This is a genomic window from Flavobacteriaceae bacterium (genome assembly GCA_014075215.1).
Classification (GTDB): domain Bacteria; phylum Bacteroidota; class Bacteroidia; order Flavobacteriales; family Flavobacteriaceae; genus Polaribacter.
Window position 1 is genome coordinate 405,701 of sequence record CP046177.1, and the last position, 21,644, is coordinate 427,344.

Annotated in this window: 19 protein-coding genes and 1 tRNA gene; 16 read left to right on the top strand and 4 right to left on the bottom strand. The window is 36.3% G+C overall.

The window, feature by feature from the left end; genetic code table 11:
* Positions 1-10: 10 nt before the first annotated feature.
* The 9 genes from GKR88_02155 to GKR88_02195 all read left to right on the top strand — a co-directional run bounded on the left by GKR88_02155 (position 11) and on the right by GKR88_02195 (position 6,240).
* Positions 11-1,366, top strand: a complete 1,356-nt coding sequence (locus GKR88_02155; protein QMU63192.1) for a hypothetical protein — start codon at positions 11-13, stop codon at positions 1,364-1,366.
* Positions 1,335-2,060: a hypothetical protein gene (locus GKR88_02160; GenBank protein QMU63193.1), complete on the top strand. Its 726-nt coding sequence runs from the start codon at positions 1,335-1,337 to the stop codon at positions 2,058-2,060. Before GKR88_02155 ends, GKR88_02160 begins: the two co-directional genes overlap by 32 nt.
* Before the next feature lie 21 nt (positions 2,061-2,081).
* Positions 2,082-2,654 (top strand): hypothetical protein, encoded by a 573-nt coding sequence (locus GKR88_02165; protein ID QMU63194.1) that lies wholly within the window; start codon positions 2,082-2,084, stop codon positions 2,652-2,654.
* Positions 2,614-3,381 carry a relaxase/mobilization nuclease domain-containing protein gene (locus GKR88_02170; GenBank protein ID QMU63195.1) on the top strand — a complete coding sequence of 256 codons (768 nt, stop codon included), beginning with the start codon at positions 2,614-2,616 and terminating at the stop codon, positions 3,379-3,381. The genes GKR88_02165 and GKR88_02170 overlap by 41 nt, the downstream gene beginning before the upstream one ends.
* Positions 3,382-3,517: 136 nt before the next feature.
* Positions 3,518-4,858 carry a TraM recognition domain-containing protein gene (locus tag GKR88_02175; GenBank protein QMU63196.1) on the top strand — a complete coding sequence of 447 codons (1,341 nt, stop codon included), beginning with the start codon at positions 3,518-3,520 and terminating at the stop codon, positions 4,856-4,858.
* Positions 4,859-5,133: 275 nt separating this feature from the next.
* Positions 5,134-5,397 (top strand): helix-turn-helix domain-containing protein, encoded by a 264-nt coding sequence (locus GKR88_02180; GenBank protein ID QMU63197.1) that lies wholly within the window; start codon positions 5,134-5,136, stop codon positions 5,395-5,397.
* Between the two features lie 11 nt (positions 5,398-5,408).
* A complete protein-coding gene (locus GKR88_02185; protein ID QMU63198.1) occupies positions 5,409-5,687 on the top strand; it encodes a hypothetical protein in 279 nt (92 codons plus the stop codon).
* A complete protein-coding gene (locus tag GKR88_02190; protein QMU63199.1) occupies positions 5,687-5,989 on the top strand; it encodes a hypothetical protein in 303 nt (100 codons plus the stop codon). The genes GKR88_02185 and GKR88_02190 overlap by 1 nt, the downstream gene beginning before the upstream one ends.
* Positions 5,989-6,240: a hypothetical protein gene (locus GKR88_02195; protein QMU63200.1), complete on the top strand. Its 252-nt coding sequence runs from the start codon at positions 5,989-5,991 to the stop codon at positions 6,238-6,240. Before GKR88_02190 ends, GKR88_02195 begins: the two co-directional genes overlap by 1 nt.
* 300 nt (positions 6,241-6,540) lie before the next feature.
* Here GKR88_02195 and GKR88_02200 read toward each other — a convergent pair whose 3' ends face one another.
* A complete protein-coding gene (locus tag GKR88_02200; GenBank protein ID QMU63201.1) occupies positions 6,541-7,635 on the bottom strand; it encodes an IS4 family transposase in 1,095 nt (364 codons plus the stop codon).
* A gap of 139 nt (positions 7,636-7,774) precedes the next feature.
* On the opposite strand from GKR88_02200, the gene GKR88_02205 reads away from it, so the two are divergent.
* Positions 7,775-8,197 carry a hypothetical protein gene (locus GKR88_02205; protein QMU63202.1) on the top strand — a complete coding sequence of 141 codons (423 nt, stop codon included), beginning with the start codon at positions 7,775-7,777 and terminating at the stop codon, positions 8,195-8,197.
* Between the two features lie 224 nt (positions 8,198-8,421).
* Entirely contained in the window at positions 8,422-10,233 is a 1,812-nt protein-coding gene (locus GKR88_02210) for an AAA family ATPase (GenBank protein ID QMU63203.1), read from the top strand.
* Positions 10,234-10,319: 86 nt separating this feature from the next.
* On the opposite strand, the gene GKR88_02215 is transcribed toward GKR88_02210, so the two are convergent.
* Positions 10,320-10,393, bottom strand: a tRNA-Asn gene (locus tag GKR88_02215).
* A gap of 347 nt (positions 10,394-10,740) precedes the next feature.
* On the opposite strand from GKR88_02215, the gene GKR88_02220 reads away from it, so the two are divergent.
* Both GKR88_02220 and odhB read left to right on the top strand, forming a co-directional pair.
* On the top strand, positions 10,741-13,485 hold the full coding sequence (locus GKR88_02220; protein QMU63204.1) for a 2-oxoglutarate dehydrogenase E1 component: 2,745 nt from the start codon (positions 10,741-10,743) through the stop codon (positions 13,483-13,485).
* Between the two features lie 27 nt (positions 13,486-13,512).
* Positions 13,513-14,724, top strand: coding sequence for a 2-oxoglutarate dehydrogenase complex dihydrolipoyllysine-residue succinyltransferase (gene odhB / locus GKR88_02225; GenBank protein ID QMU63205.1), 1,212 nt, complete (start codon positions 13,513-13,515; stop codon positions 14,722-14,724).
* Between the two features lie 91 nt (positions 14,725-14,815).
* Here the strand turns inward: odhB and GKR88_02230 are convergent, their stop codons facing one another.
* Together GKR88_02230 and GKR88_02235 are read right to left on the bottom strand one after the other, a co-directional pair.
* Positions 14,816-15,058, bottom strand: coding sequence for a molybdopterin synthase sulfur carrier subunit (locus GKR88_02230; protein ID QMU66616.1), 243 nt, complete (start codon positions 15,056-15,058; stop codon positions 14,816-14,818).
* Positions 15,059-15,063: 5 nt separating this feature from the next.
* Entirely contained in the window at positions 15,064-17,526 is a 2,463-nt protein-coding gene (locus GKR88_02235; protein QMU63206.1) for a carboxypeptidase-like regulatory domain-containing protein, read from the bottom strand.
* A gap of 236 nt (positions 17,527-17,762) precedes the next feature.
* On the opposite strand from GKR88_02235, the gene queG reads away from it, so the two are divergent.
* The 3 genes from queG (at position 17,763) to ruvA (ending at position 21,643) form a co-directional block, all read left to right on the top strand.
* Entirely contained in the window at positions 17,763-18,689 is a 927-nt protein-coding gene (gene queG / locus GKR88_02240) for a tRNA epoxyqueuosine(34) reductase QueG (protein QMU63207.1), read from the top strand.
* Between the two features lie 64 nt (positions 18,690-18,753).
* The gene (locus GKR88_02245; protein ID QMU63208.1) at positions 18,754-21,033 is read left to right on the top strand and encodes an NADP-dependent malic enzyme; all 2,280 of its coding nucleotides are present in this window, start codon (positions 18,754-18,756) and stop codon (positions 21,031-21,033) included.
* Between the two features lie 28 nt (positions 21,034-21,061).
* A complete protein-coding gene (ruvA, locus tag GKR88_02250; protein ID QMU63209.1) occupies positions 21,062-21,643 on the top strand; it encodes a Holliday junction branch migration protein RuvA in 582 nt (193 codons plus the stop codon).
* Position 21,644: the final 1 nt, after the last annotated feature.

Below are 21,644 nucleotides of genomic sequence, written 5' to 3' on the forward strand. Positions count from 1 at the left end.
CTTTAACCATATGTTCGGAATCTATAGAAACTACAAAATTATTCCTAAAATCAGAAAATTACTCGCCAAGAGTTTTGCTCTTCTTCAAGATGATGTCATAGAAGCAGCTCAAGTTGCGGCTACTCAAAACCCACCTACAGACCAAGTACTAGAACAACTTCCTTTTGTGAAGTATATCTTTTTTTCAGCCGAAACTTTTCTGTATAAAGCCGCAGAACAACTTTCAAATGTTTTGTTTGATTTACAATCTAACGCATCGCATATCTATCAGTGCCATTGTGAAGTTACCCAACGCGTAAATACTAAAGTTCTAGAAATAGAAACAGAACTCAAAGACAAACTGGCGACTATCAAAACAAATTTTGCTGACAAACAAGTTGCTTCAACGGGTCGGATACAAATTTTGAGAACCTCGCTCGAAACGCATCTCAAAGAATTATTATCACTTCCTCGGCATCGCCTCTGGTGGCGAGTCATTTGCGTGGTGATTTTTTCATTGATTATCGGATTTGGTGATGCTATTTTTATTTCTAATGCTTTAGCCATAACAGGGGTTACGGAGCAGGAGAAAATTTTCCCAGCCATTTCCATTGCTTTGGCTCTTATCTTTTGCGGAATTTTTTTGGCAGAAATTTTCCATGAGAAAAAAATCCCGATAGGATTACGAGCTGTTGTAGGAATTCTTACTGCGGCATTGGTCTACAAAGCCATGTTTGTCATTGGAGGGTTTCGTTCTTCTTTAGTTGCCAAAGATATTGCGAATGGAGCAAAACTTCAAAATATCTCTCCTGAGCAATTCGCTTTGCTCTCAGTAATGCTATTTGTAGCATTGGCTTTTGTCCATTATCTGCTATTTCCATCCTTACAGGAATTTAGAGAAAACAGAACTTGGCGATCAAAAAAACGCCAGGTAAATACCATTCGCAAACGTCTCAGAAGAGAAGAACGCCTTCGAGACCACTTGCCCAAAGAGCAACTCCAAGAAGAACAACGAGTTTCTAGAACTTCACAAACAATAATTGATGCGTTGCTTCAACAAAAAGCCAATGCAGATCAAGAACTCCAAAAGGTAGAAGCTCAGTATCACAGCTTTTATCACACTTGTATCGCCTTTTGGGGACAAACCAATAGTCAGTACAAATCTTTGGTGGCCATCTACATTGATGGAATTAATAACCAACGTGAAGAACGCGACGAAAAATTGTTTTTGACCATTGATACGTTACCAGACATTTCAAACCCATTTCAAGGTTTTCAACCGTTGGTCTATCCTGACAGATCTGTAACACAGCAAAAAAAACCTATTGTAACACCAAATAAAAACCATTTTCATCATGAAAACACGACACCTATTCTTATCTCTTAAATTATTTATTCTGTGCTTATTGCTCTCTGGATGTCATGAGTACGTCCGTCAACAAGTAGAATTTACCATTGTGAACGATAATACGGGGAGTTTTGACCATCAAACCATGGATATTCAGGCAAACGATATTGTTGACTTATTTGAACTCAATACATCACCACTAAATTACGGTCGAGCCCGAACCCGTTTTTTATCCGATGTTTCATTAGAACATACCTGGCACATTTCTCTCCCGTTTGTATCTGATGCTGAGTACCAACGATATGTCCGAGAGGCACATATTCGACAATTCGGGCAACAAATTGACTCCATTTTAACAAAACTGAAAACGGCTTCACAGGGAAAACCTGCCTCAAACTTATTCACGCCAATCGTACGAGAATTACAACGCTTGGAAAACTCTCAGGCAGACAAAAAAATCTTGGTGATTTATTCCGATTTGTTCCATAACGATCACGAGTACAGTGTTTATCGAAGAACAGCTAATCTTACAGTTTTTGAGCAAGAAGCAACGCAATTTATTACTCAAAAGATGAATGGACTTGGTAGTCTCCAAGGAATTGAAGTCTATGTAGTGTATCAACCAACGCTCCAAACCGATCGTAAATTTTCGATTGTGAGTCGTGTTTTTTCGGAAATACTCGAAGCCAAGGGAGCTCAAGTATCAGTTGGTTCAAATTTTATCAAAACCTAATAATCAAAATTTTCCCTTGAGTTGAACATCCAAATTATGATACAACCCGATACCTTCTTGGGAATTTTTTTTCCAAGAAATTTTTCTAAACCCAATTTTTCTATGTTGACCTTTCAACAGTATCTATTGCAGCACCGTATTTCTTTTGAAGTTCTTACCGATAAAGAAAAAATGCAAGTACGAGCGGATTTCAAAAAACACTATGCCCGTGCGTATCAACGTGAACTTCGAGGTCGTATAAAGCGTATTGAACTTGTCTGTTCCAAGACGGAATACCAACAACTCAAACAAATTGCCAAACAATACGGCGAAGGGATTGGGGTATTGAGTCGCAAAGCCGTTTTGGCCTACATCGAAAGCGATATCTATTTACCACCGAATCCAATCTTAGCAGATACCAAATTGTTGATTAGAAGATCTGCCAACAATGTAAATCAATTGGTCAAAGCCAGTCGTATTCACAAACAAATTGATAATCAGCATTTAGAAGCCTTGGCACGAGAGTTTCGACAGATGGAAACGGTTTTAGACCAGTTTTATCAAACCCCAAAAATTGTCTTTAAACCTATTCATCTTATCCCAAATGCTCATTAAAATGCTTCATAGAAAATTAAGCAATCCCGGACTCTTTCAACTTGCGACTTATATTAATCAAGGGCGAGAATTATTGGAAAATGAACCTGATTTTGCCATTCGATATAATACGAATGGGGAGACCATGCGAGCCATTGCTGAGGATTTTCAGCGGAATAATACACTCATTCCGAAGCGAAAAAATCGCAATGGAATTGGGCATTATATTATTTCGTTTCACCCACAGGAAAAACGCCGCTTAAATAGTGAAAAACTCTTTACCATTGCGCAGAAATTTTGTGAAGAAATTGAAGCGGATAAAAAAATCGTGTTTGCCAGACCGCACTTTGATCGAGCTAATTATCATGTTCATTTCATGGTATCGGCCTCAAAATTTGGATCGGGAAAATCTTCACGGATTTCCAAACCTCGCTTGCGAGCAATCAAGCAAGAAATGGATCGGTTTCAGCAGCAAAATTTTCCAGAGTTAAAACAGAGTTTGCTTCATCTGTCAGGAAAAGAGGTTGCCAAATCAAGCCTGACAGGGATTCCTCTGCCGCAAAAATTCAAAGAAAGTGACGGATCACTCCGAGTAAAAAGACGAAGGAAAATTTCTCAACTCGATTCCATTCGGAAAACTCTGGTTGATATAGGGAAACAATACCCGGACAAAGAAGCCTTTTTAATCGCTCTTAAACAGCAAGGTATTGAAACGTACCAATATCGTAATCGCTGTATGGGGTATTGATTGACGGAAAAAAGTATCGCTGGAAACGCCTGAACCTCGATATATACAACCTGAAACAGTTTGTACGCTCTTTTGAACTCGAACAACTCAAACACAAACAAGAACCCCAAGAAAAACAATTAAACACCTTAGAAAAATGAATTTAGAAGATATTTTATTTGGCTATGACCAGAAACACTCTCATGGCTCAGCCCAGTGGGCAAATGCCGCTGAGCGTCGCAAAGTGCTGAGAACCCGAAACAAAGGCGTATATATTGCCAATGACTTGCGGCTGAATGTAGAAATGACAAATGCTCATATTGGCGTAATCGCTCCTACCCGCATGGGGAAAACCAGTCGCTATCTGCTTAATAATTGCTTGCGTCGGTGGTCTGACCCAATGGGAATGGTCATTTTTGACCCGAGTCAAGAAATCCGATCCAAGTCACAAAACTGGTTTATCAGTCAAGGCTATTCTGTTTTCTCCTTTGATATGGAGCAATATCAGCAGAGTCAGCAGATTAATTTTTTGGATGGAATCCATGACAAGAACACCGCTCGATTGACGGCGCAGGCTATCATTGGTGCTACATATAAGGATTCTAACGATGATGCCTTTTGGACAGAGGGGAGTATTGCTCTGGTTACCCTGTTATTTCTGGCGGTGGTCAGAGTCATGAATCCTGAAAATCGCACCGTTGCATTTGTTTATCAATTAGTGAACAAACTTGGTCATTCCCAAGATGAAGTTTCAGCCTTGATAGAGAATGCACTCGATGATGCAGACTTCGATGAGTATATGGCATTTCTGGCAAATTCGGAAAAGGTAAGATTAAGTATTTTGGCGACGGTACACAGTGCCTTGTATGCCTTTTCTGATCCTGTACTCAAGCATATCGGTGCTCAAACCACCTTTGATTTTTTAGCCCTTAGAGAACGAAAAACGATTTTATACCTGCATACCAGAGAAGATAAAATCCCATTTTTCAGTGCCTTTTTTTCGGTCTTTTTTCAGCAATTATTCGAAGCCCTAATGGTTGGAACGGGGAATCAAGTGTTTTTGATGTTAGATGAGTTCGCTTCGTACCATATAATGGATTTTCACCGTATCATTAGTGTCATTGCCAAACGAAGAGTGAGTATCTCAGTCATTCTGCAAAGTATTCAACAATTGCAGGTCGCTTATGGGAAAGAAAAAGCTCAAATTATTTTGGATAATCTCATAAAATTATTCTGCCAGGATTGCCCTCCCCATTCAGCAGAGATTGTCAGTCGGAGTTTGGGAACAACGACCGAACTCTACAGCCAAACCCAAACCAATTTTTTTGATACCACTGCGCCCAAACACCGAATCAGTCGTCATCTCTTGACTCCAGATGAAGTCAGAACTTTAAACAAAGATTACTGCCTGTTTTTATGCAGTCGGTATCGCCCCATGAAACTCAAGATGAAACCCTATTTCAAAAATAAAACTTTAGTCAAACGCTCAAAATTATAAATTATGATCTCAATTTTACTCCTCCTGTTTCTCCTGGGACTCTTATTCCCAAAACCCGTAAGAACCTTGGTAAATAGTTTTGTCAGTGCATTTGGAAAAATAATAACACCATTTCTGCACGGACTCGCTGATTTTCTCGGAAAATTATTACAAGGCTTATTTGTTGTACTCTGGAAATTTCTGCAATGGATTGTAGGCGTTATTGTTCGCCTTTTTCAAGCAATATTTTCGAGGAGGTAGCTCAAAAACAATGTTAAACCAAAAAATAGAATCTTATGAAAGTTATTTGTATACAAGAAGAAGCTTACTACGCCTTACTCGATGAAATGGTGGCGTATGTCAAAAGCAAAGAAATCATTCCTGATGAGTGGATCGATAGTACCGAAGCCATGCGACTCCTCAATATAAAATCTAAGACTACGCTCCAAACTTACCGCGATGAGGGCAAAATTGTATTCTCACAACCCAGTCGGAAAGTCATCCTTTATTCTCGTAAGAGTATCATGGAATTTTTAGAAAAAAACACGTATAAATTTTAAATCAAACAAATATGAAAACACCAACGCAAAAAGAAGCCGCTTTGACTGCTCTGGGGATGAATCATGGCTATATTTTAGCTCTCGCTGCTCCGAGTCTGCTTGAACGTATCAAGAAAATGGAACACGTTCCAGCTTACAAAAAAGGATTACTTGAAGCGGAACAGCAGATTCAAAAAAATCGAGAAAAAATTACCCAAGCCAAACAAAAACAGCAAGCTCGCAAAGCTAAACTGGCGCAAATCAAAGCGAAACAACAAAAAGAACAAGGCAAAAATGAAAAAGAGCGGTGATGTTTAGGAAAAAGAAAAAACAATGGTGGATTTGTAAATGCGGAAATATTCCTAACACCAATGGTTATGAGGGATTTTATAACTGTGACCATGTGGGCTATCCTGATGAAGAGAGTCTCCATTTTGCTTGTGCTCGTTGTGGTGATATTCAGCGTAGCTTTCGATTAGCACACGAGAATCGTCATCCTGAAGCTCCTCAAAAACCAATTGATTTTATCGAGTATCTTGAAATCAAAAAGAGACAGGAAAAATTAGCGTATATCAAAGCACAACAGAAAGATGAACCAGAACAAGAACGCTGATGTGGTGGCAGAAAAAAGATTATAAGTATTACCATAATAAAGGCTTTGTATCTGCGGTGTTTGCTCCCAAAGAAAAATTAGAAGCCCTTAAAAAAAGATACGAAAAATTGAAACTCACAAATAAGAATCTTTGGCAGTTACGTGCCGAAATGGAGGGTTTTATGCAAGGTTTGGAAAAACGCAACAGATCTCGGCTTGATATCTTGGACAAAACCAAACAGCCCAGTCGTGAAACTGATTTGGAGCGTTAGTTTTTAAACTTTTTTTTGTACAATCGATATTTTTTCCATTTCGTTTTTTCGTTTCTTACATTTTTTTAAAAAAAGAAAACATTTTTAAATCCGTGTTGCTGTTGACCCCAAATTCCGGCACAGGTCAAAAGTAGCCTCTATCCAACGCTTTGCAAGACCAAGCCCTTCGGGAGTCCGAACATTTTTTTTGCAAAAAAATAACCGATACTGTCTTGCCTTGTCCATCTGCTTCGGCTGTAAATGCCCTGTTTTGGAGTTGCTGTCGCCAACAGCAACCAAACAAAAAATAAAATGTTTAACCTAAGTACATGACAAAAATTTAGTCAAGTTCATATTGTTTTGATTTACAGGGTTTAATAGCACAGAAGCGATATAATCTAATCCATATTTGAATATGCTTTTAGCCATTCTTCCATGCTTTTTTATTTTGATAGGCTTAATCTGATGTAAATATATACCAACTTTGTAACACCATACGAAAGCCATCATTACAAGCAGTACTAATTTTTCAATACGCTTAATATCTTGCAGGTGTGTGTTTTCAATATCAAAGCCACTGGCTTTCATTGCTTTAAAACACATCTCTATCTGCCATCGTTCTTTGTATTGTTCAAAGGCCTTATCAGGAGCGTTGAACGATACAATGATTAAGAAATCAGGCTTTCCATTTTTTGGGTACAACTTGCATCCGGAAAGGAAACAAAGCTGACCATTAACACGTACAATTTTAGGATAATACACAAACTCATTGATCTTATGTGGATTAAACAAGTGAAATACTTTGATGGTTTTGTTCTTATCAGGAAGCTCTACCTTAAAGTTGTTTCGAATGCGGATATAATATTTGATTCCATTTGTATTCAAGAAATCCAACCAATGATTACCTACAAACTCTCTATCGGCTACAATGGATTTAATAACATCTTTGCCAAAAAGTCTTATGAAACGATTCACAAGATCAATACGCTCCTGACTGTTAGAGTTCCCTGGCTTATCTAACATAGTAAATAACAATGGGAAGGCAACACCTTTATAGACAACTCCCAACTTAAAAATGTTGATGTTGGTCTGACCAAACTTCCAATTGGTCCTATCAATACTCAAGATCAATCCCTCTTGCTTAGGAAGGAGACTAAATATAAGACGAGCGATCAAATCTCCATCCAACGAATAATCAGCAATAAATCTTTGAATACGTCTGAGTGATGACTTCGAATCTACTGAGGTCTCAAAAGCGTTGGCTACCTTTTCAAAGGTAACTGTCTGTACCTTACAGAGGGCGATAATGAAATGTGATATGAGTTTGATTCTTGCCAAATTGATCTTACCTTGGAAATGAGAACTTAAAACTGAATTTAATTCACTACTTTTAGTGGAAGCATTGGTTTTTTTCATTAGAAAAATGAGTGATGTTATTCTTCTAATATACTGAAAATCAATGCTTTATTTTAATTATTTAACATTTAATTTACTGATAATCAATTAATTATATTTTTTGTCATGTACTAAAATGTTTAACTTAAAATTTTAAAAGATGGCAACAACAGTAACAAAAAACGGAACAAGTAAAAAAGAAACAGTAACCGTTAAAAAAGAAGTGCAAAAGAAACTTGCAGAACAAACAATTGGCAAATCAGTTAATGTACAGCCTGTTAAAAGTACATCAATTCCAAAATCAGAAACTTCTGTGATTAATTTAGATGACAGAATGCAGAAATTTGAACAACTCAAAGGCTTGGCACATCAAAGAACACGATTGTCTGATACTTTAACTGAACTGAATAAATTCAAGTACAATCAGTCTGATTCGGCAAACTTTGAGATTAGAGATTCTCAAAATTTATCGTTTATAACGACCAATACGAATTTGATTCATTTGGTAACAAATCATCTGAAAGCTACTTTGGAGAGTAGAAAATCTGAGATTGAAAAACAGTTGATTGACTTTGAGTTGTAAAAACTTTTTTACTTCTTTTAGAAACTGTCTCGGGAAACCGAGGCAGTTTTTTTGTTTTTGAGGGTTTCCGTAAATCTTTATTAAACGAATAGATTTACTTTGTTTTGGGAAATGTTGTAAATTTGTTGTAAATTTTTCAGCCATGACCCCTATTCAATAAATTTTAGAGGAGAATCGAAAAAGGGTTAGGACTTAAATTTTTAAAAATATTATGACCTAACAAAATGAAACTTGATAAAATAATACTAAAAAACTTCAGAGGATATAAAGAAGAAATTAAAATTCCAATATCAAATTTGACAGCATTTATTGGTAAAAATGATGCTGGAAAATCGTCTGTTTTGGAAGCTCTGGAAATATTTTTTAATAATAAGTTAGTAATTTGTGAAAGAGAGGATTCGAATGTGAATTCAGATGATAATGAAATTCAGATTTCGTGTATTTTTTCAGATCTGCCAAATGAAATAATAATTGACACTACTGCACCAACAAGCCTCGAAAATGAATACCTTTTAAATAGTGATGGAAAATTACATATAAAAAAGATGTTTTCAACTACTGCGGCTAAGCCAAAGGAGAAAATTTATATTGTATGTAATCATCCTACGATTCAAAATGGAAAAGATCTTTTAAGACTTAAAAGATCTGAATTAAAAGCTAGAGCAGATAATTTAGGAATTAATGAAGCTGATTATAACAGTAACATTAATTCTTCGATTCGTGGGGCAATTTGGAATTCATTTGAATGTCTTGATATTACGAATTCAGAGATTTTAGTTGATAAAGAGGATACTAAGAAAGTATATGAATCATTGAAAAACTTTCTCCCCTTGTATGCTTTATTTCAATCTAATAGGCAAAGTAAAGATGATGATAAAGAAGTTTCTGATCCGATGAAGATTGCTATTCAACAAGCATTATCAGATTTGAATGCTGAATTAGAATATATAAAAACAAAAGTTCAAAATAGAGCTACTGCAACGGCTAGAAGGACTCTAGATAAGTTAAAAGAGATGGCTCCTGACTTAGCTTCTGTACTTAAACCCCAATTTAAAACAGAACCGAAGTTTGATTCCCAATTCAAATTAACTATCAGTTCAGACGATAATATACCAATCAATAAAAGAGGAAGTGGTGTAAGAAGGTTAGTTCTCCTCAATTTTTTTAGAGCTGAAGCTGACAGATTAAGAAATCAATATTCAGGTAGAAAAGTTATATATGCATTTGAGGAACCTGAAACCTCTCAGCATCCTGACCATCAAAAAATGCTTATTGAGGCATTCAAAGAAATTTCGAATTCAGGAAACTCTCAAGTTCTTCTCACAACTCATACCCCAACTCTTGGAGGGTTATTGTCCTTAGATAGCCTAAGATTTATTGAAAAAAATGGTAACACCCGAACTATGGAACTAGGAACTGATCAAGTATTTGAGAAAATAGCTGATGCACTTGGAGTATTGCCTGAACCAATAGCAAAAAATGCAACTGCAATTTTATTGTTAGAGGGAAAAGGAGATGTAACTTTCATAAGACATATGGCTAGTCAACTAAAAGAAGGCGGGTTCATTAATCATACATTAGAGGAAAAACGAATTGCTTTAGTTCCAATAGGTGGTTGTGGAAACTTAAAACATTGGACAACTTTAAGATTGGCAGACCAGTTTAATATACCCTATTGTGTTTTGCAGGATTCAGATAAAGGGACACCAGAAGAAGCAAAAAATATTGCTAAAATTCAAGAACTTAAAAATTCTGGTGTTAAAGCATATTTAACCAGAAAAAGAGAACCTGAAAATTATATACTCTTGGAGTGTTTGAATTTACCAAGTGGAAGTACATTTAATTTTACGGATACTTGTAATGCTAAATCACTAATTGCTCAAGAGAAATTTTCAAGTAGTAGAACTGTTTTAGAAAATTATTGGACAAACATGGATATTCAACAAATTAGAGAGGTTGAAAGATATCAAGAAAATGGAGTAGATAGGTATGAATTTACTGAAATGCTGAATGATTTTTTGAGTTTAGTAAATTGATAGTAAAATAAAATTATGAGTGCAAATTGAGTGCAAATAAAAAAGCCTCAGATTTATAAATATCTCTGAGACTTTGATTTTGCTAGCTCCTCCTCTTGGGCTCGAACCAAGGACCCTCTGATTAACAGTCAGATGCTCTAACCAGCTGAGCTAAGGAGGAATTTCGCGTTTTTTCTAGTTTAGCGCGTGCAAATATAGGTCTTTTACAAAAATCACAAAAACTTTTTTTAGAAAAACCAAAACCGTAAGAGATCTTTGCAAAATTGATTTGGCAAAAAAGTTCGACGCCCGAAGAAAATTTTCAACCGGAGTAACCTGTTGGTTTTGAGGATTTAAAATTTTCGAAAAGGAAGAAATTTGAAGCCAAATCAATTTCAATACAGAATATACCACTATTTTGCAAAGGTCTCCGTAGCTTCTTTTTTATAAAAGAAATTAATTTCCGGTTTTTGTAAAAGTTGTACTTTTGTTTGGAATGACAAACGTATTGTATAAAGCATTCTTTTTATGGACAAGTTTTCATTTTTAAACGCAGCGCATACGGGCTTTATAAGCGATTTATATGATCAGTATATTCAAAATCCCGATGCTGTCGAACCCAGTTGGAGAAGCTTTTTTCAAGGATATGACCTGGCCAATGAAAAGTACTTACTTACAGAAGACGATAAGGCTTCCAATGAAATTCCGGAAGCAGTAAGAAAAGAATTTTTGGTAATTGACCTGATTAACGGATATAGAACCAGAGGGCATCTGTTTACCAAAACAAATCCTGTTAGAGAAAGAAGAAAATATACTCCTTCTTTAGAAATAGAAAATTTCGGATTATCCCGGGATGATCTGGATACCACATTTAATGCCGGGCAAATCTTAGGAATTGGTGCGAAATCTTTACGAGGAATTATTCGTCATCTGGAAAGAATCTATTGCGATTCCATAGGTGTGGAATATATGTACCTGAGAAACCCGGAAGAGTTAAAGTGGTGGCAAAATCGTTTGAATCAGAATGATAATCATCCTGATTATTCATTAGATGCCAAAAAATATATTCTATCTAAATTAAATCAGGCCGTTACCTTCGAGAATTTTTTACAAACAAAATATGTCGGACAAAAACGCTTTTCTCTGGAAGGAGGCGAAACACTAATTCCAGGAATAAGTATAATTCTGAGAGAAGCAGCAGAGAAATACGATGTAAAAGAATGTGTCTTGGGAATGGCACATAGAGGACGCCTGAATACCTTGGTAAATATATTTAAAAAGCCTGTTCGTGATCTGTTTAGCGAGTTTGAAGGGAAAGATTTTGAAGATCAGAATATCGATGGAGATGTAAAATACCATTTGGGCTTAACGTTAAGTAAAACCTATAAAAACGGGAAAGAAATAAAAATGAATTTGGTTCCCAACCCTTCACACTTAGAAACCGTAGACGCGGTTGCCGAAGGAATTACCAGGGCAAAAATTGATAGAAAATACAACGGAGACGAGTCAAAAATTCTACCTATTTTAGTTCATGGCGATGCAGCAATTGCCGGTCAGGGAATTGTATATGAAGTCATACAAATGGCTCAGTTAAAAGGGTATAAAACAGGAGGTACTATTCATATTGTAGTCAACAATCAAATAGGTTTTACTACCAACTATTTAGACGCTCGCTCAAGTACATACTGTACGGACACAGCGAAAGTAACCTTATCTCCTGTGCTACATGTAAATGCAGATGATGTTGAAACAGTTTGTCATGCCGTAGAAATGGCTTTGGAATTTAGGATGAAATTTAAACGCGATGTTTTTATTGATTTGTTAGGGTACAGAAAATATGGCCATAACGAAGGTGATGAACCTCGCTTTACACAGCCAAAATTATATAAAGCCATAGCAATACACCCGAATCCTAAAAATATTTATGCCGATAAACTAATTGCCGAAGGAGTTATTGATGAAACATATATAACCTCCATTACAGACGGTTTTAAACAAATGTTAGGGAGAGAGTTTGATAAATCCAAAGAAGACAGTACTTCCAAAGTAAAAGAATTTATGGAGTCTACCTGGAAAGGATTTACACGTCAGCAATTAACAGCAATGTTACAGCCTGTAGACACAACTTATTCGGCAGATCAATTAAAAAACATTGCTACAGTGGTTTCTACAGTGCCGGAACACGTAAAATTTGTTCGTAAAGCCGAACGGATTTTACAAGGGCGGGCAAAAATGGTCTTTGAGACCAATAAATTAGATTGGGGGATGGCAGAGACCCTGGCATATGGTACTTTACTGGAAGAAGGCTATGATATACGTATTTCCGGACAAGATGTGGAAAGAGGTACTTTTTCTCATCGTCATGCCATTTTACGAGATGAAATTTCGGAAGCATCGGTCAATCTTTTAAATAAGAACCCTGAGAATAAAGGGAAAATGCGAATTTACAATTCGCTATTATCTGAATATGGAGTACTGGGTTTTGACTATGGGTATGCAATGGCAAATCCAAATACACTGACGATATGGGAAGCACAGTTCGGAGATTTTTCCAATGGAGCACAAATTGTTTTTGATCAATATATTTCAGCTGCGGAAGACAAGTGGAAAATTCAAAACGGAATTGTAGTATTGCTCCCTCACGGATATGAAGGGCAGGGCTCCGAACATTCATCAGCCAGAATAGAACGTTACTTGCAATTGTGTGCTGAAGATAATATGACCGTGGCAAATTGTACAACTCCGTCGAATTTCTATCACTTACTGCGTCGTCATATGAAACGCAATTTTAGAAAACCTCTGATCGTTTTTACTCCAAAAAGTTTATTGCGTCATCCAAAAGCGGTAAGTAGTATTGAAGAGTTGGCAAAAGGCAGTTTTCGGGAAATTATCGATGACACAGTGGATCCAAAAAATGTAAATAGATTAGTATTCTGCACAGGTAAATTTTATTACGACCTGTTGGCAGAACGAGAACAACTGGAAAGAAATGACATTGCTTTGGTAAGAATAGAACAATTATTTCCATTACATCAGGATAAATTACAAAAAGTAATTCATCGTTATCCAAACGTTTCGGAATATATTTGGGCGCAAGAAGAGCCTAGAAATATGGGCGCGTGGAGTTATATGTTACAACGTTTCGGTTTGGTTGAACTTCAAGTGGTTTCACGTCAATATTACGCGGTACCTGCAGCGGGTTCAACAACGCGATTTAAAAAACGACACCAAAAGGTAATAGATGCTGTTTTTAAAACAAATAAGACAAAATAAAATAGTCAAAATATAAAATTACAACAAATGATTTTAGAAATGAAAGTCCTTTCCCCGGGAGAATCCATTACAGAAGTAGAAATTGCAACCTGGTTGGTAGAAGATGGTGACTATGTAGAAAAAGACCAACCGATAGCAGAAGTAGATTCGGATAAAGCTACCTTAGAATTACCTGCAGAAGAAAGCGGGATAATTACTTTAAAAGCAGAAGAAGGTGATGTGGTAGCAGTAGGTGCAACCGTATGTTTAATTGATATGGATGCTGCAAAACCGGAAGGTTCTGCTATTGCTGAAATTAAAGAAGAAGTAAAAGAAACCACAAAAGAAGAACCCGTTAAAAAAGAAACAAAAACCACATACGCTTCAGGAACCGCTTCACCTGCGGCTAAAAAGATATTAGCTGAAAAAGAAATAGATACATCTCTTGTTCAAGGAACCGGAAAAGACGGCAGAATTACCAAAGAGGATGCAGTGAACGCTGTACCAAGTATGGGCACGCCAACCACCGGAGGAAACAGAAGCTCTGATAAAAAGAAACTTTCTATGTTGCGTAGAAAAGTTGCACAACGTCTGGTTTCCGTAAAAAATGAAACAGCAATGTTGACTACATTTAACGAAGTAAACATGCAACCCGTTTTTGATCTGAGAACCGAATACAAAGAAACATTTAAAACAAAGCACGGTGTGAGCTTAGGTTTTATGAGTTTCTTTACAAAAGCGTGTGTAAGGGCTCTGCAAATGTATCCGGATGTAAATTCTATGATGGACGGAGATTACAAAATCACCTACGATTTTCAGGATATTTCCATTGCCGTTTCCGGCCCTAAAGGATTAATGGTGCCTGTGATTAGAAATGCCGAGAATTTGACTTTCAGAGGAATTGAAAACGAGGTAAAACGATTAGCTGTACGGGCCAGAGATGGCCAAATCACGGTAGACGAAATGACCGGAGGAACATTTACTATTACCAATGGTGGTGTTTTTGGTTCCATGCTATCTACACCTATCATCAACCCTCCGCAGAGTGCAATTTTAGGAATGCACAATATTGTAAATCGCCCGATGGCAATTGACGGAGAAGTAGTCATCCAGCCTGTAATGTATGTTGCTTTGTCTTATGATCATAGAATTATTGATGGCCGCGAATCGGTCGGATTTCTGGTAGCAGTAAAAGAAGCGTTGGAAAATCCTGTGGAAATTTTAATGGATAACAATGTTGTTAAAGCATTAGAAGTCTAGTTTTTTTATTTGAACTTTTTCGCCAAATCAATTCAAATACATAATATATCACTATTTTGCAAAGGTTTCTTTTAATTTTTTTAAAAACAGACTACCCTCCACTTACCGGCGGAATAATAGCCATGACATCATTTTCCCTTAACAGTGTTTCATCTGTAGCATAGCACTCATTTACGGCAATGGCATATGAGTTGATTTCCAACAATTGAGGATATTGCTCTTGTAACTCCTTCTTCAATTGAAATACGGAAATATTTACCGAAACTGACAAATCCAACGATGTCTCCCCTACCAGATCAGCAGAGATTCCAAAAAATAGTATTCGTAAATTTATTTTCATCAAAAAGAAATTCCAAATAAAAATCCATCGTTTTTAACCGAGTTAAAATTAGAACGAACATAATCAATTCGTAAAAAACGCCATTTTCCAAACCCAATATTATCCAATCCGATAGTATATTCGGTATATGGTTTTCTTCCTCCCGTAAACAATCCTTTTGCTCCAACAACCAAATGAAAATTCAATGTATTGATCAATGGAACCCGACTCAATAAAAATCCTCTGAAATTATGCTCAACATGCCATTCGGCATATTTGTCATTAGTACTAAACCGGTAATAGTCCAATAACCCAAAACTATTAATATAATTAGACGGAGCAAGGTCTAGTCGATTTCCATCCGCATGTAAGTAATCCATAAACGGAATCTCTTTCTGTTTTAAAAAGAAGCCCGAGCGGATATGGTATCTAAAATCTCCCTCATTCCCTAAAGAGATAAACTGATGCAAACGAGCCATAAACAAATCCGAACCATAGGTACTATTATTATCTCCTCCAAAGTTCTTTCGATACCCTATATGTAGTGAAGGGTATTTTGTGTTTCCCACATTAAACTTACGGTTAGGATACATGAGATATTTCTGACCAAAAACAATGGTTGCCCCTAAATTGAATGACCAGATAGTATGCGAAACAAAAGGCGCGGAAAAATTAGTTGGATCTGTCGGGTTATTAGATTGAAAGGGGATATCTCTTCCGAACAATACATAATTAGTAGTATTAAACAAAGGCTTTCTATTGGCATATTCCAGGGAAGTACTTAAAAAAACACCATTCACCGCTTCCTGCGAATATGAAACCCTAGTAAATGTTTTTTCATATATTTTCAAATAGTTTTCTTTTGCAAGTAAAGAATACAGGGTATTGTGAAGCCTTGAAATAGGATTTCTCGCATTAAACTGGCTTGTTGTAATACCTCCGGAAACAGAAAACCTGGGACGTTCAATATTGTTCCATTTTTTTCCGAAGTAGAAAACCGGGCGCAGTTTTTTTTCTGATAACCCGTAACTTGCATCCGCCCCCATGCTTATCCATTTTCCTTTATTATTTAATCGTTTAAAATAATTGAACCCTACAGAGGTATTCCAACCCTGAACCGTATTGTAAGCAATATTTTCTAATGGAGAGTTCAATGTAACAGACCATTTCCGATATCTGTTCCTATACGTATACCCTGTAAATGGCGATAAAAAAGAAAATTTATTGTTTTTTTGATCAATAGAGTCCAAATACTTTTTTGATTTGCGAACTACTTTAATACTGTCTTTTAAAATATAATCTTTTATTTCTTCACCTGTCAAAGGAACAGGCCTTAGCCGGTTCCAAAAAGTCGTATCCTTTTCCGTAGCATGCTCCTCAAAAGACAGAATTTGATTGGTAAATGTCTCCTCTACAAAACCCGGAGTAAAATTATAATCAGAATACGCCGAAGAAAACCTTCCGTCAACATTAAATCCAAAAATTCCAAAACGGAAATCGATAGTTTGTGTAATCAAAACCCAGGCTTTGTTTCCTTCGGAGTAATTATAATCTTGTTTGAATGTTAATTCATCTATAATCGGAATGCCGATTTGTTTTCCCGTGGAAATCAGGTCAACTCCGTAAATTGCCCAATCGTCTTCTACAATATAAATAAATCCGCTAAAAACCCGATCGCCTTCACGTTTAGGTGTCACTTTTACTTTATTAATCAAACGCGCGTTCTTATCGTAAAAAGAACCTTCCAGTCTGTAACGATAATAACCAAACGCACCATTTGCAATGGGTGAAACCAAATGACTATCTGCAACAGATACCGAGTTATCATAAAAATTAAAATGAGCTTCCTCTGCTCTGTTAAAACTGATTCCATTATCAGAACCACTCACCTTAGAAGCAATAATTTTTTCTTTAAACTTTTTAGGTCTTTTTTGATACGCAATTTCCGAAATAGTTTCAGATAAATAGATAATTCCGGTTCTGGTAGAATCCAGTCCGCCTCCCAGATCTCCTAAACTTTGCCCCAGTATTTTTTCAGGAGCATTTTTTACCTTAAATAATCCCCGGGAATAAAAACCAGCTGTATACTGCCGATAAGCATCTGTATTTTTTTCTTTGCTTTCAATAGCACTCCTAATGATCCTGATAGCAGGATTATCACCGGCGGAAATAGCAATTTCATTCAACACTATTTCTTCCTCTTCCAACGATACATTTAGTATAAAAGGGAAGGAAGTTACAGCGACCTCTTTTTTTAAAACCGTATACCCTAAAAGTTGAAAAATAACAGTATAAGTACCCGTTTTAGAAATGTTCAATTCATAATTACCATGATCATTAGAAGTAGTTCCCGTAATTGTTTTATCTAAATAAACACTGACAAAAGAAAGAGGAGCCCCTTTGGTATTTGTAATCGTCCCCTTTATTTGGGTAAAGCCGGTAATACTTACAAATAAAAAAAGTAGTACTATAAGTTTTTTCATAAAATAGTTTATTAGTTGAGCAGAGCAAACATAGATCATGTCAAAGCATCCAACTCTGTAAATTTTGTTAAACAAGATACAATATAATCTTAAAATTAATTATACCAAAAAGAATACTAAAGTGGTCTAAAGATGGTGTAAGGAAAATGGAACTATTTTAGTATTCTTTTTGGTATTAGACACCATTTTATTTGAAAAAGTTGCTTTTCTTTACTTTTGAAAAAATAGGTTTAAAAATGAATAAAACCCTGCAATATTCTCAATTTATAAAAAAAGAAGCAAAACGCTTAGGTTTTTTAAATTGCGGTATTGCCAAAGCCGGTTTTTTAGAAAAAGAAGCCCCACGATTAGCATCCTGGCTAGAAAATGATTTTCACGGAGAAATGCAATATATGGAAAATCATTTTGATAAAAGATTAGATACCAGGCTATTAGTTGACGGAGCAAAATCTGTTATTTCCTTAAGTTACAATTATTACCCAAAAATTCAACCGCATGATGACACATATCATATTTCCAAATACGCATACGGAGAAGATTATCATCATGTGATTAAAAGAAAACTTAAAGAGTTACTGTATGCCATTCAGGAAGAAATAGGAGAAGTACATGGCAGGGCATTTGTAGACTCTGCTCCAATTTTAGAGAGAGCCTGGGCAGAAAAAGCAGGCTTGGGATGGAATGGAAAACATACCTTATTAATTCAGAAACAACAAGGTTCTTTCTTTTTTCTGGCGGAACTCATCGTGGATGTAGAATTAGTTTATGACCCTCCATTTGCAACAGATCATTGTGGCAGCTGTACAAAGTGTATTGATGCTTGCCCGACAGAAGCCATTTTACCCAATTCAACCATAGATGGAAGCAAGTGCATCTCGTACTTAACCATAGAATTAAAAGACCATATCCCTTCAGAATTTAAGAATAATATGGAAAACCGGATATTTGGCTGTGATATTTGTCAGGATGTATGCCCTTGGAATCGATTTTCAGAACCACACCAAGAACCCCTGTTTCAGCCTCAAAAAGAACTACTGGAAATGACAAAAGAAAACTGGGAAGAAATAACGGAAGATACTTTTAAAAAAGTTTTTAAGAAATCTGCCGTAAAAAGAACAAAATACCTGGGACTTACCAAAAACATTAGATTTCTAAAAGAATAAAAATCAAAGGTTAACTTTCGCCGAAAAAACTATATTTGTAAGTTACAAACAACTCAAAAACAAAATGAACGAATCTAGAAAAAGGCGTGAAGCTCTATTATATCATGCAAAACCAAAATCAGGTAAAATAGAAGTCGTTCCAACAAAGAAATATGCTACACAACACGATTTGTCTTTAGCGTATTCCCCCGGAGTCGCCGAACCTTGTTTGGAAATTGCAAAAGATATAAATAATGTATACAAATATACTGCCAAGAGTAATTTAGTAGCTGTAATCACCAACGGAACAGCCGTTTTGGGTTTGGGGAATATAGGCCCTGAAGCGTCTAAACCGGTCATGGAAGGAAAAGGACTGCTATTTAAAATATTTGCCGATATAGATGTATTTGATATTGAGATTGACGCAACGGACGTAGATATATTCATAGCAACAGTAAAAGCCATTTCCCCTACTTTCGGAGGGATAAATTTAGAAGATATTAAGGCTCCCGAAGCTTTTGAAATTGAGCGCAGATTAAAAGAAGAACTCAATATTCCCGTGATGCATGACGACCAGCACGGAACAGCGATCATTTCTGCGGCAGCATTAAAAAATGCTGTAGAAATTATAAAAAAAGAAATGTCCGACATAAAAATTGTTGTTAACGGTGCCGGAGCTGCCGCAATTTCCTGTACAAGATTGTACTTGAGGTTAGGGGTAAAAAAAGAAAACATTATTATGTGTGACAGCAAAGGTGTTATCAGAAAAGACCGTAATGATTTTACTGCACAAAAAGAAGAATTTGCCACACATACAGATGTACATACTTTAGAAGAAGCCATTCAAAATGCAGATGTGTTTATCGGGCTGTCAACAGGAAATGTGGTAACGACGAAAATGTTGCTATCAATGGCAAAAGACCCCATTGTATTTGCCATGGCAAACCCTGAACCGGAAATTAATTACGATCTGGCAATTGCTACAAGAAAGGATATTATTATGGCAACAGGACGGTCTGACCATCCAAATCAAGTAAATAACGTACTCGGATTTCCTTTTATTTTTAGAGGAGCTCTCGATGTTAAGGCTACTAAAATAAATGAAGAAATGAAAATGGCCGCAGTTTTGGCCTTGGCCGATTTAGCTAAAAAATCCGTACCGGAACAAGTAAATATTGTATACGATGAAGTCAGTTTATCTTATGGAAAAGAATACATTATCCCAAAACCCTTTGACCCCAGATTGATTTATGAAATTCCTCCTGCAATTGCAAAAGCGGCTATGGATTCGGGAGTTGCCAGAGAACCTATCCTTGACTGGGATAAATATCGAGAGTCTTTGATGGACAGATCAGGAACAGGAAGCAAAGAAGTTAGGCTTTTGCACAATAGAGCCAAAAGAAGCCCTAAGACCATTGTTTTTACCGAAGCAGATCATTTAGATGTACTGAAAGCAGCACAAAGAGTATATGAAGAACGAATTGGGAACCCCGTCCTTTTAGGAAGAAAAGATGTCATTTTAGAACTCAAAAAAGAATTGGGATTCATGGCAGAAATCCCTATTATTAATCCTAAAACGGATGAAGAAACACCCAGAAGAAATCGGTTTGGAGAAATATACTGGAAAACCAGACAACGAAAAGGAATTACACTATCACAAGCACAAAAGCTAATGCGAGAGCGTAATTATTTTGCTGCAATGATGGTAAATGCAGGAGAAGCAGACGGATTAATAGCAGGATATTCAAGGCCTTATAGAACCGTTGTAAAGCCAATGATGGAACTCATAGAAAAAGATACCGGCGTAACCCGAATTGCTGCCGCAAACTTAATGCTGACAAAACAAGGACCTGTGTTTTTAGCAGATACCTATATTAATATAAATCCAACAGCAAAAGATTTGGCTAAAATTTCTCAAATGACCTATCAATTAGCTAAAATGTTTGGCATGAAGCCCCATATAGCCATGCTCTCTTTTTCTAATTTTGGATCCACAAAATCGGAAAGTTCACAGAAAATCAGTGAAGCCGTTTCTTATATTCACAGAAATTTTCCAAATGTAAATGTAGATGGAGAATTACAAGCAGATTTTGCCTTAAATCCGGAAATGTTAGCCAGAGAATTTCCATTTTCAAAATTAAATGGAAAAAAAGTAAATGTATTGATTTTTCCAAATCTGGAATCGGCAAATATTACCTATAAATTATTGAAACAAATTGATGAAGCCGAATCTATCGGCCCCATAATCCTGGGACTTAAAAAACCTGCTCACATCTTACAATTAGGAGCCAGCGTAGATGAAATGGTCAATATGGCTGCAGTTGCGGTAATTGATGCACAACAAAGAGAAAAGCAAAATAAATAATTTATTACATTTGAACCGAGGTTAAATTATGATTACACAAATTAGGGGAAGGCTCGTTGAGAAAAGCCCGACGTATGTTGTAGTAGAGTGTTCCGGAGTAGGTTATTTATTACATATTTCTTTAAATACATTCTCAAATTTACCGGAAGCAGAAGAGTTAAAGCTGTATACACATTTAGCCATTAGAGAAGATGCACATACCTTATACGGATTTGCCAGCAAAACAGAAAGAGAAATATTTAGATTATTAATCTCCGTTTCCGGAGTAGGTGCCAGCATTGCAAGAACCATGTTGTCTTCTATGACCCCCGAAGAAATACAACAGGCAATAGCATCCGATAACGTTGCTGTCATTCAATCAGTAAAAGGTATTGGTGCTAAAACGGCCCAACGGGTTATTGTTGACTTGAAAGATAAAATTTTAAAAACTTTTAATATTGATGAAGTTTCTATTTCTCAAAACAATACTAATAAAGATGAAGCGTTATCTGCATTAGAAGTTTTAGGGTTTCATAGGAAACAATCAGAAAAGATTGTGAATACTATCCTACAAAAATCTCCTGAAATAACGGTAGAATTACTTATTAAAAAGGCATTGAAAAATTTATAGC

Coding starts and splice junctions, on each gene's coding strand:
- GKR88_02155 (QMU63192.1), top strand. CDS start 11: ATGTTCGGAATCTATAGAAACTACAAAATTATTCCTAAAATCAGAAAA.
- GKR88_02160 (QMU63193.1), top strand. CDS start 1,335: ATGAAAACACGACACCTATTCTTATCTCTTAAATTATTTATTCTGTGC.
- GKR88_02175 (QMU63196.1), top strand. CDS start 3,518: ATGAATTTAGAAGATATTTTATTTGGCTATGACCAGAAACACTCTCAT.
- GKR88_02180 (QMU63197.1), top strand. CDS start 5,134: ATGAAAGTTATTTGTATACAAGAAGAAGCTTACTACGCCTTACTCGAT.
- GKR88_02185 (QMU63198.1), top strand. CDS start 5,409: ATGAAAACACCAACGCAAAAAGAAGCCGCTTTGACTGCTCTGGGGATG.
- GKR88_02190 (QMU63199.1), top strand. CDS start 5,687: ATGTTTAGGAAAAAGAAAAAACAATGGTGGATTTGTAAATGCGGAAAT.
- GKR88_02195 (QMU63200.1), top strand. CDS start 5,989: ATGTGGTGGCAGAAAAAAGATTATAAGTATTACCATAATAAAGGCTTT.
- GKR88_02200 (QMU63201.1), bottom strand. CDS start 7,635: ATGAAAAAAACCAATGCTTCCACTAAAAGTAGTGAATTAAATTCAGTT.
- GKR88_02205 (QMU63202.1), top strand. CDS start 7,775: ATGGCAACAACAGTAACAAAAAACGGAACAAGTAAAAAAGAAACAGTA.
- GKR88_02210 (QMU63203.1), top strand. CDS start 8,422: ATGAAACTTGATAAAATAATACTAAAAAACTTCAGAGGATATAAAGAA.
- GKR88_02220 (QMU63204.1), top strand. CDS start 10,741: ATGGACAAGTTTTCATTTTTAAACGCAGCGCATACGGGCTTTATAAGC.
- odhB (QMU63205.1), top strand. CDS start 13,513: ATGATTTTAGAAATGAAAGTCCTTTCCCCGGGAGAATCCATTACAGAA.
- GKR88_02235 (QMU63206.1), bottom strand. CDS start 17,526: ATGAAAAAACTTATAGTACTACTTTTTTTATTTGTAAGTATTACCGGC.
- queG (QMU63207.1), top strand. CDS start 17,763: ATGAATAAAACCCTGCAATATTCTCAATTTATAAAAAAAGAAGCAAAA.
- GKR88_02245 (QMU63208.1), top strand. CDS start 18,754: ATGAACGAATCTAGAAAAAGGCGTGAAGCTCTATTATATCATGCAAAA.
- ruvA (QMU63209.1), top strand. CDS start 21,062: ATGATTACACAAATTAGGGGAAGGCTCGTTGAGAAAAGCCCGACGTAT.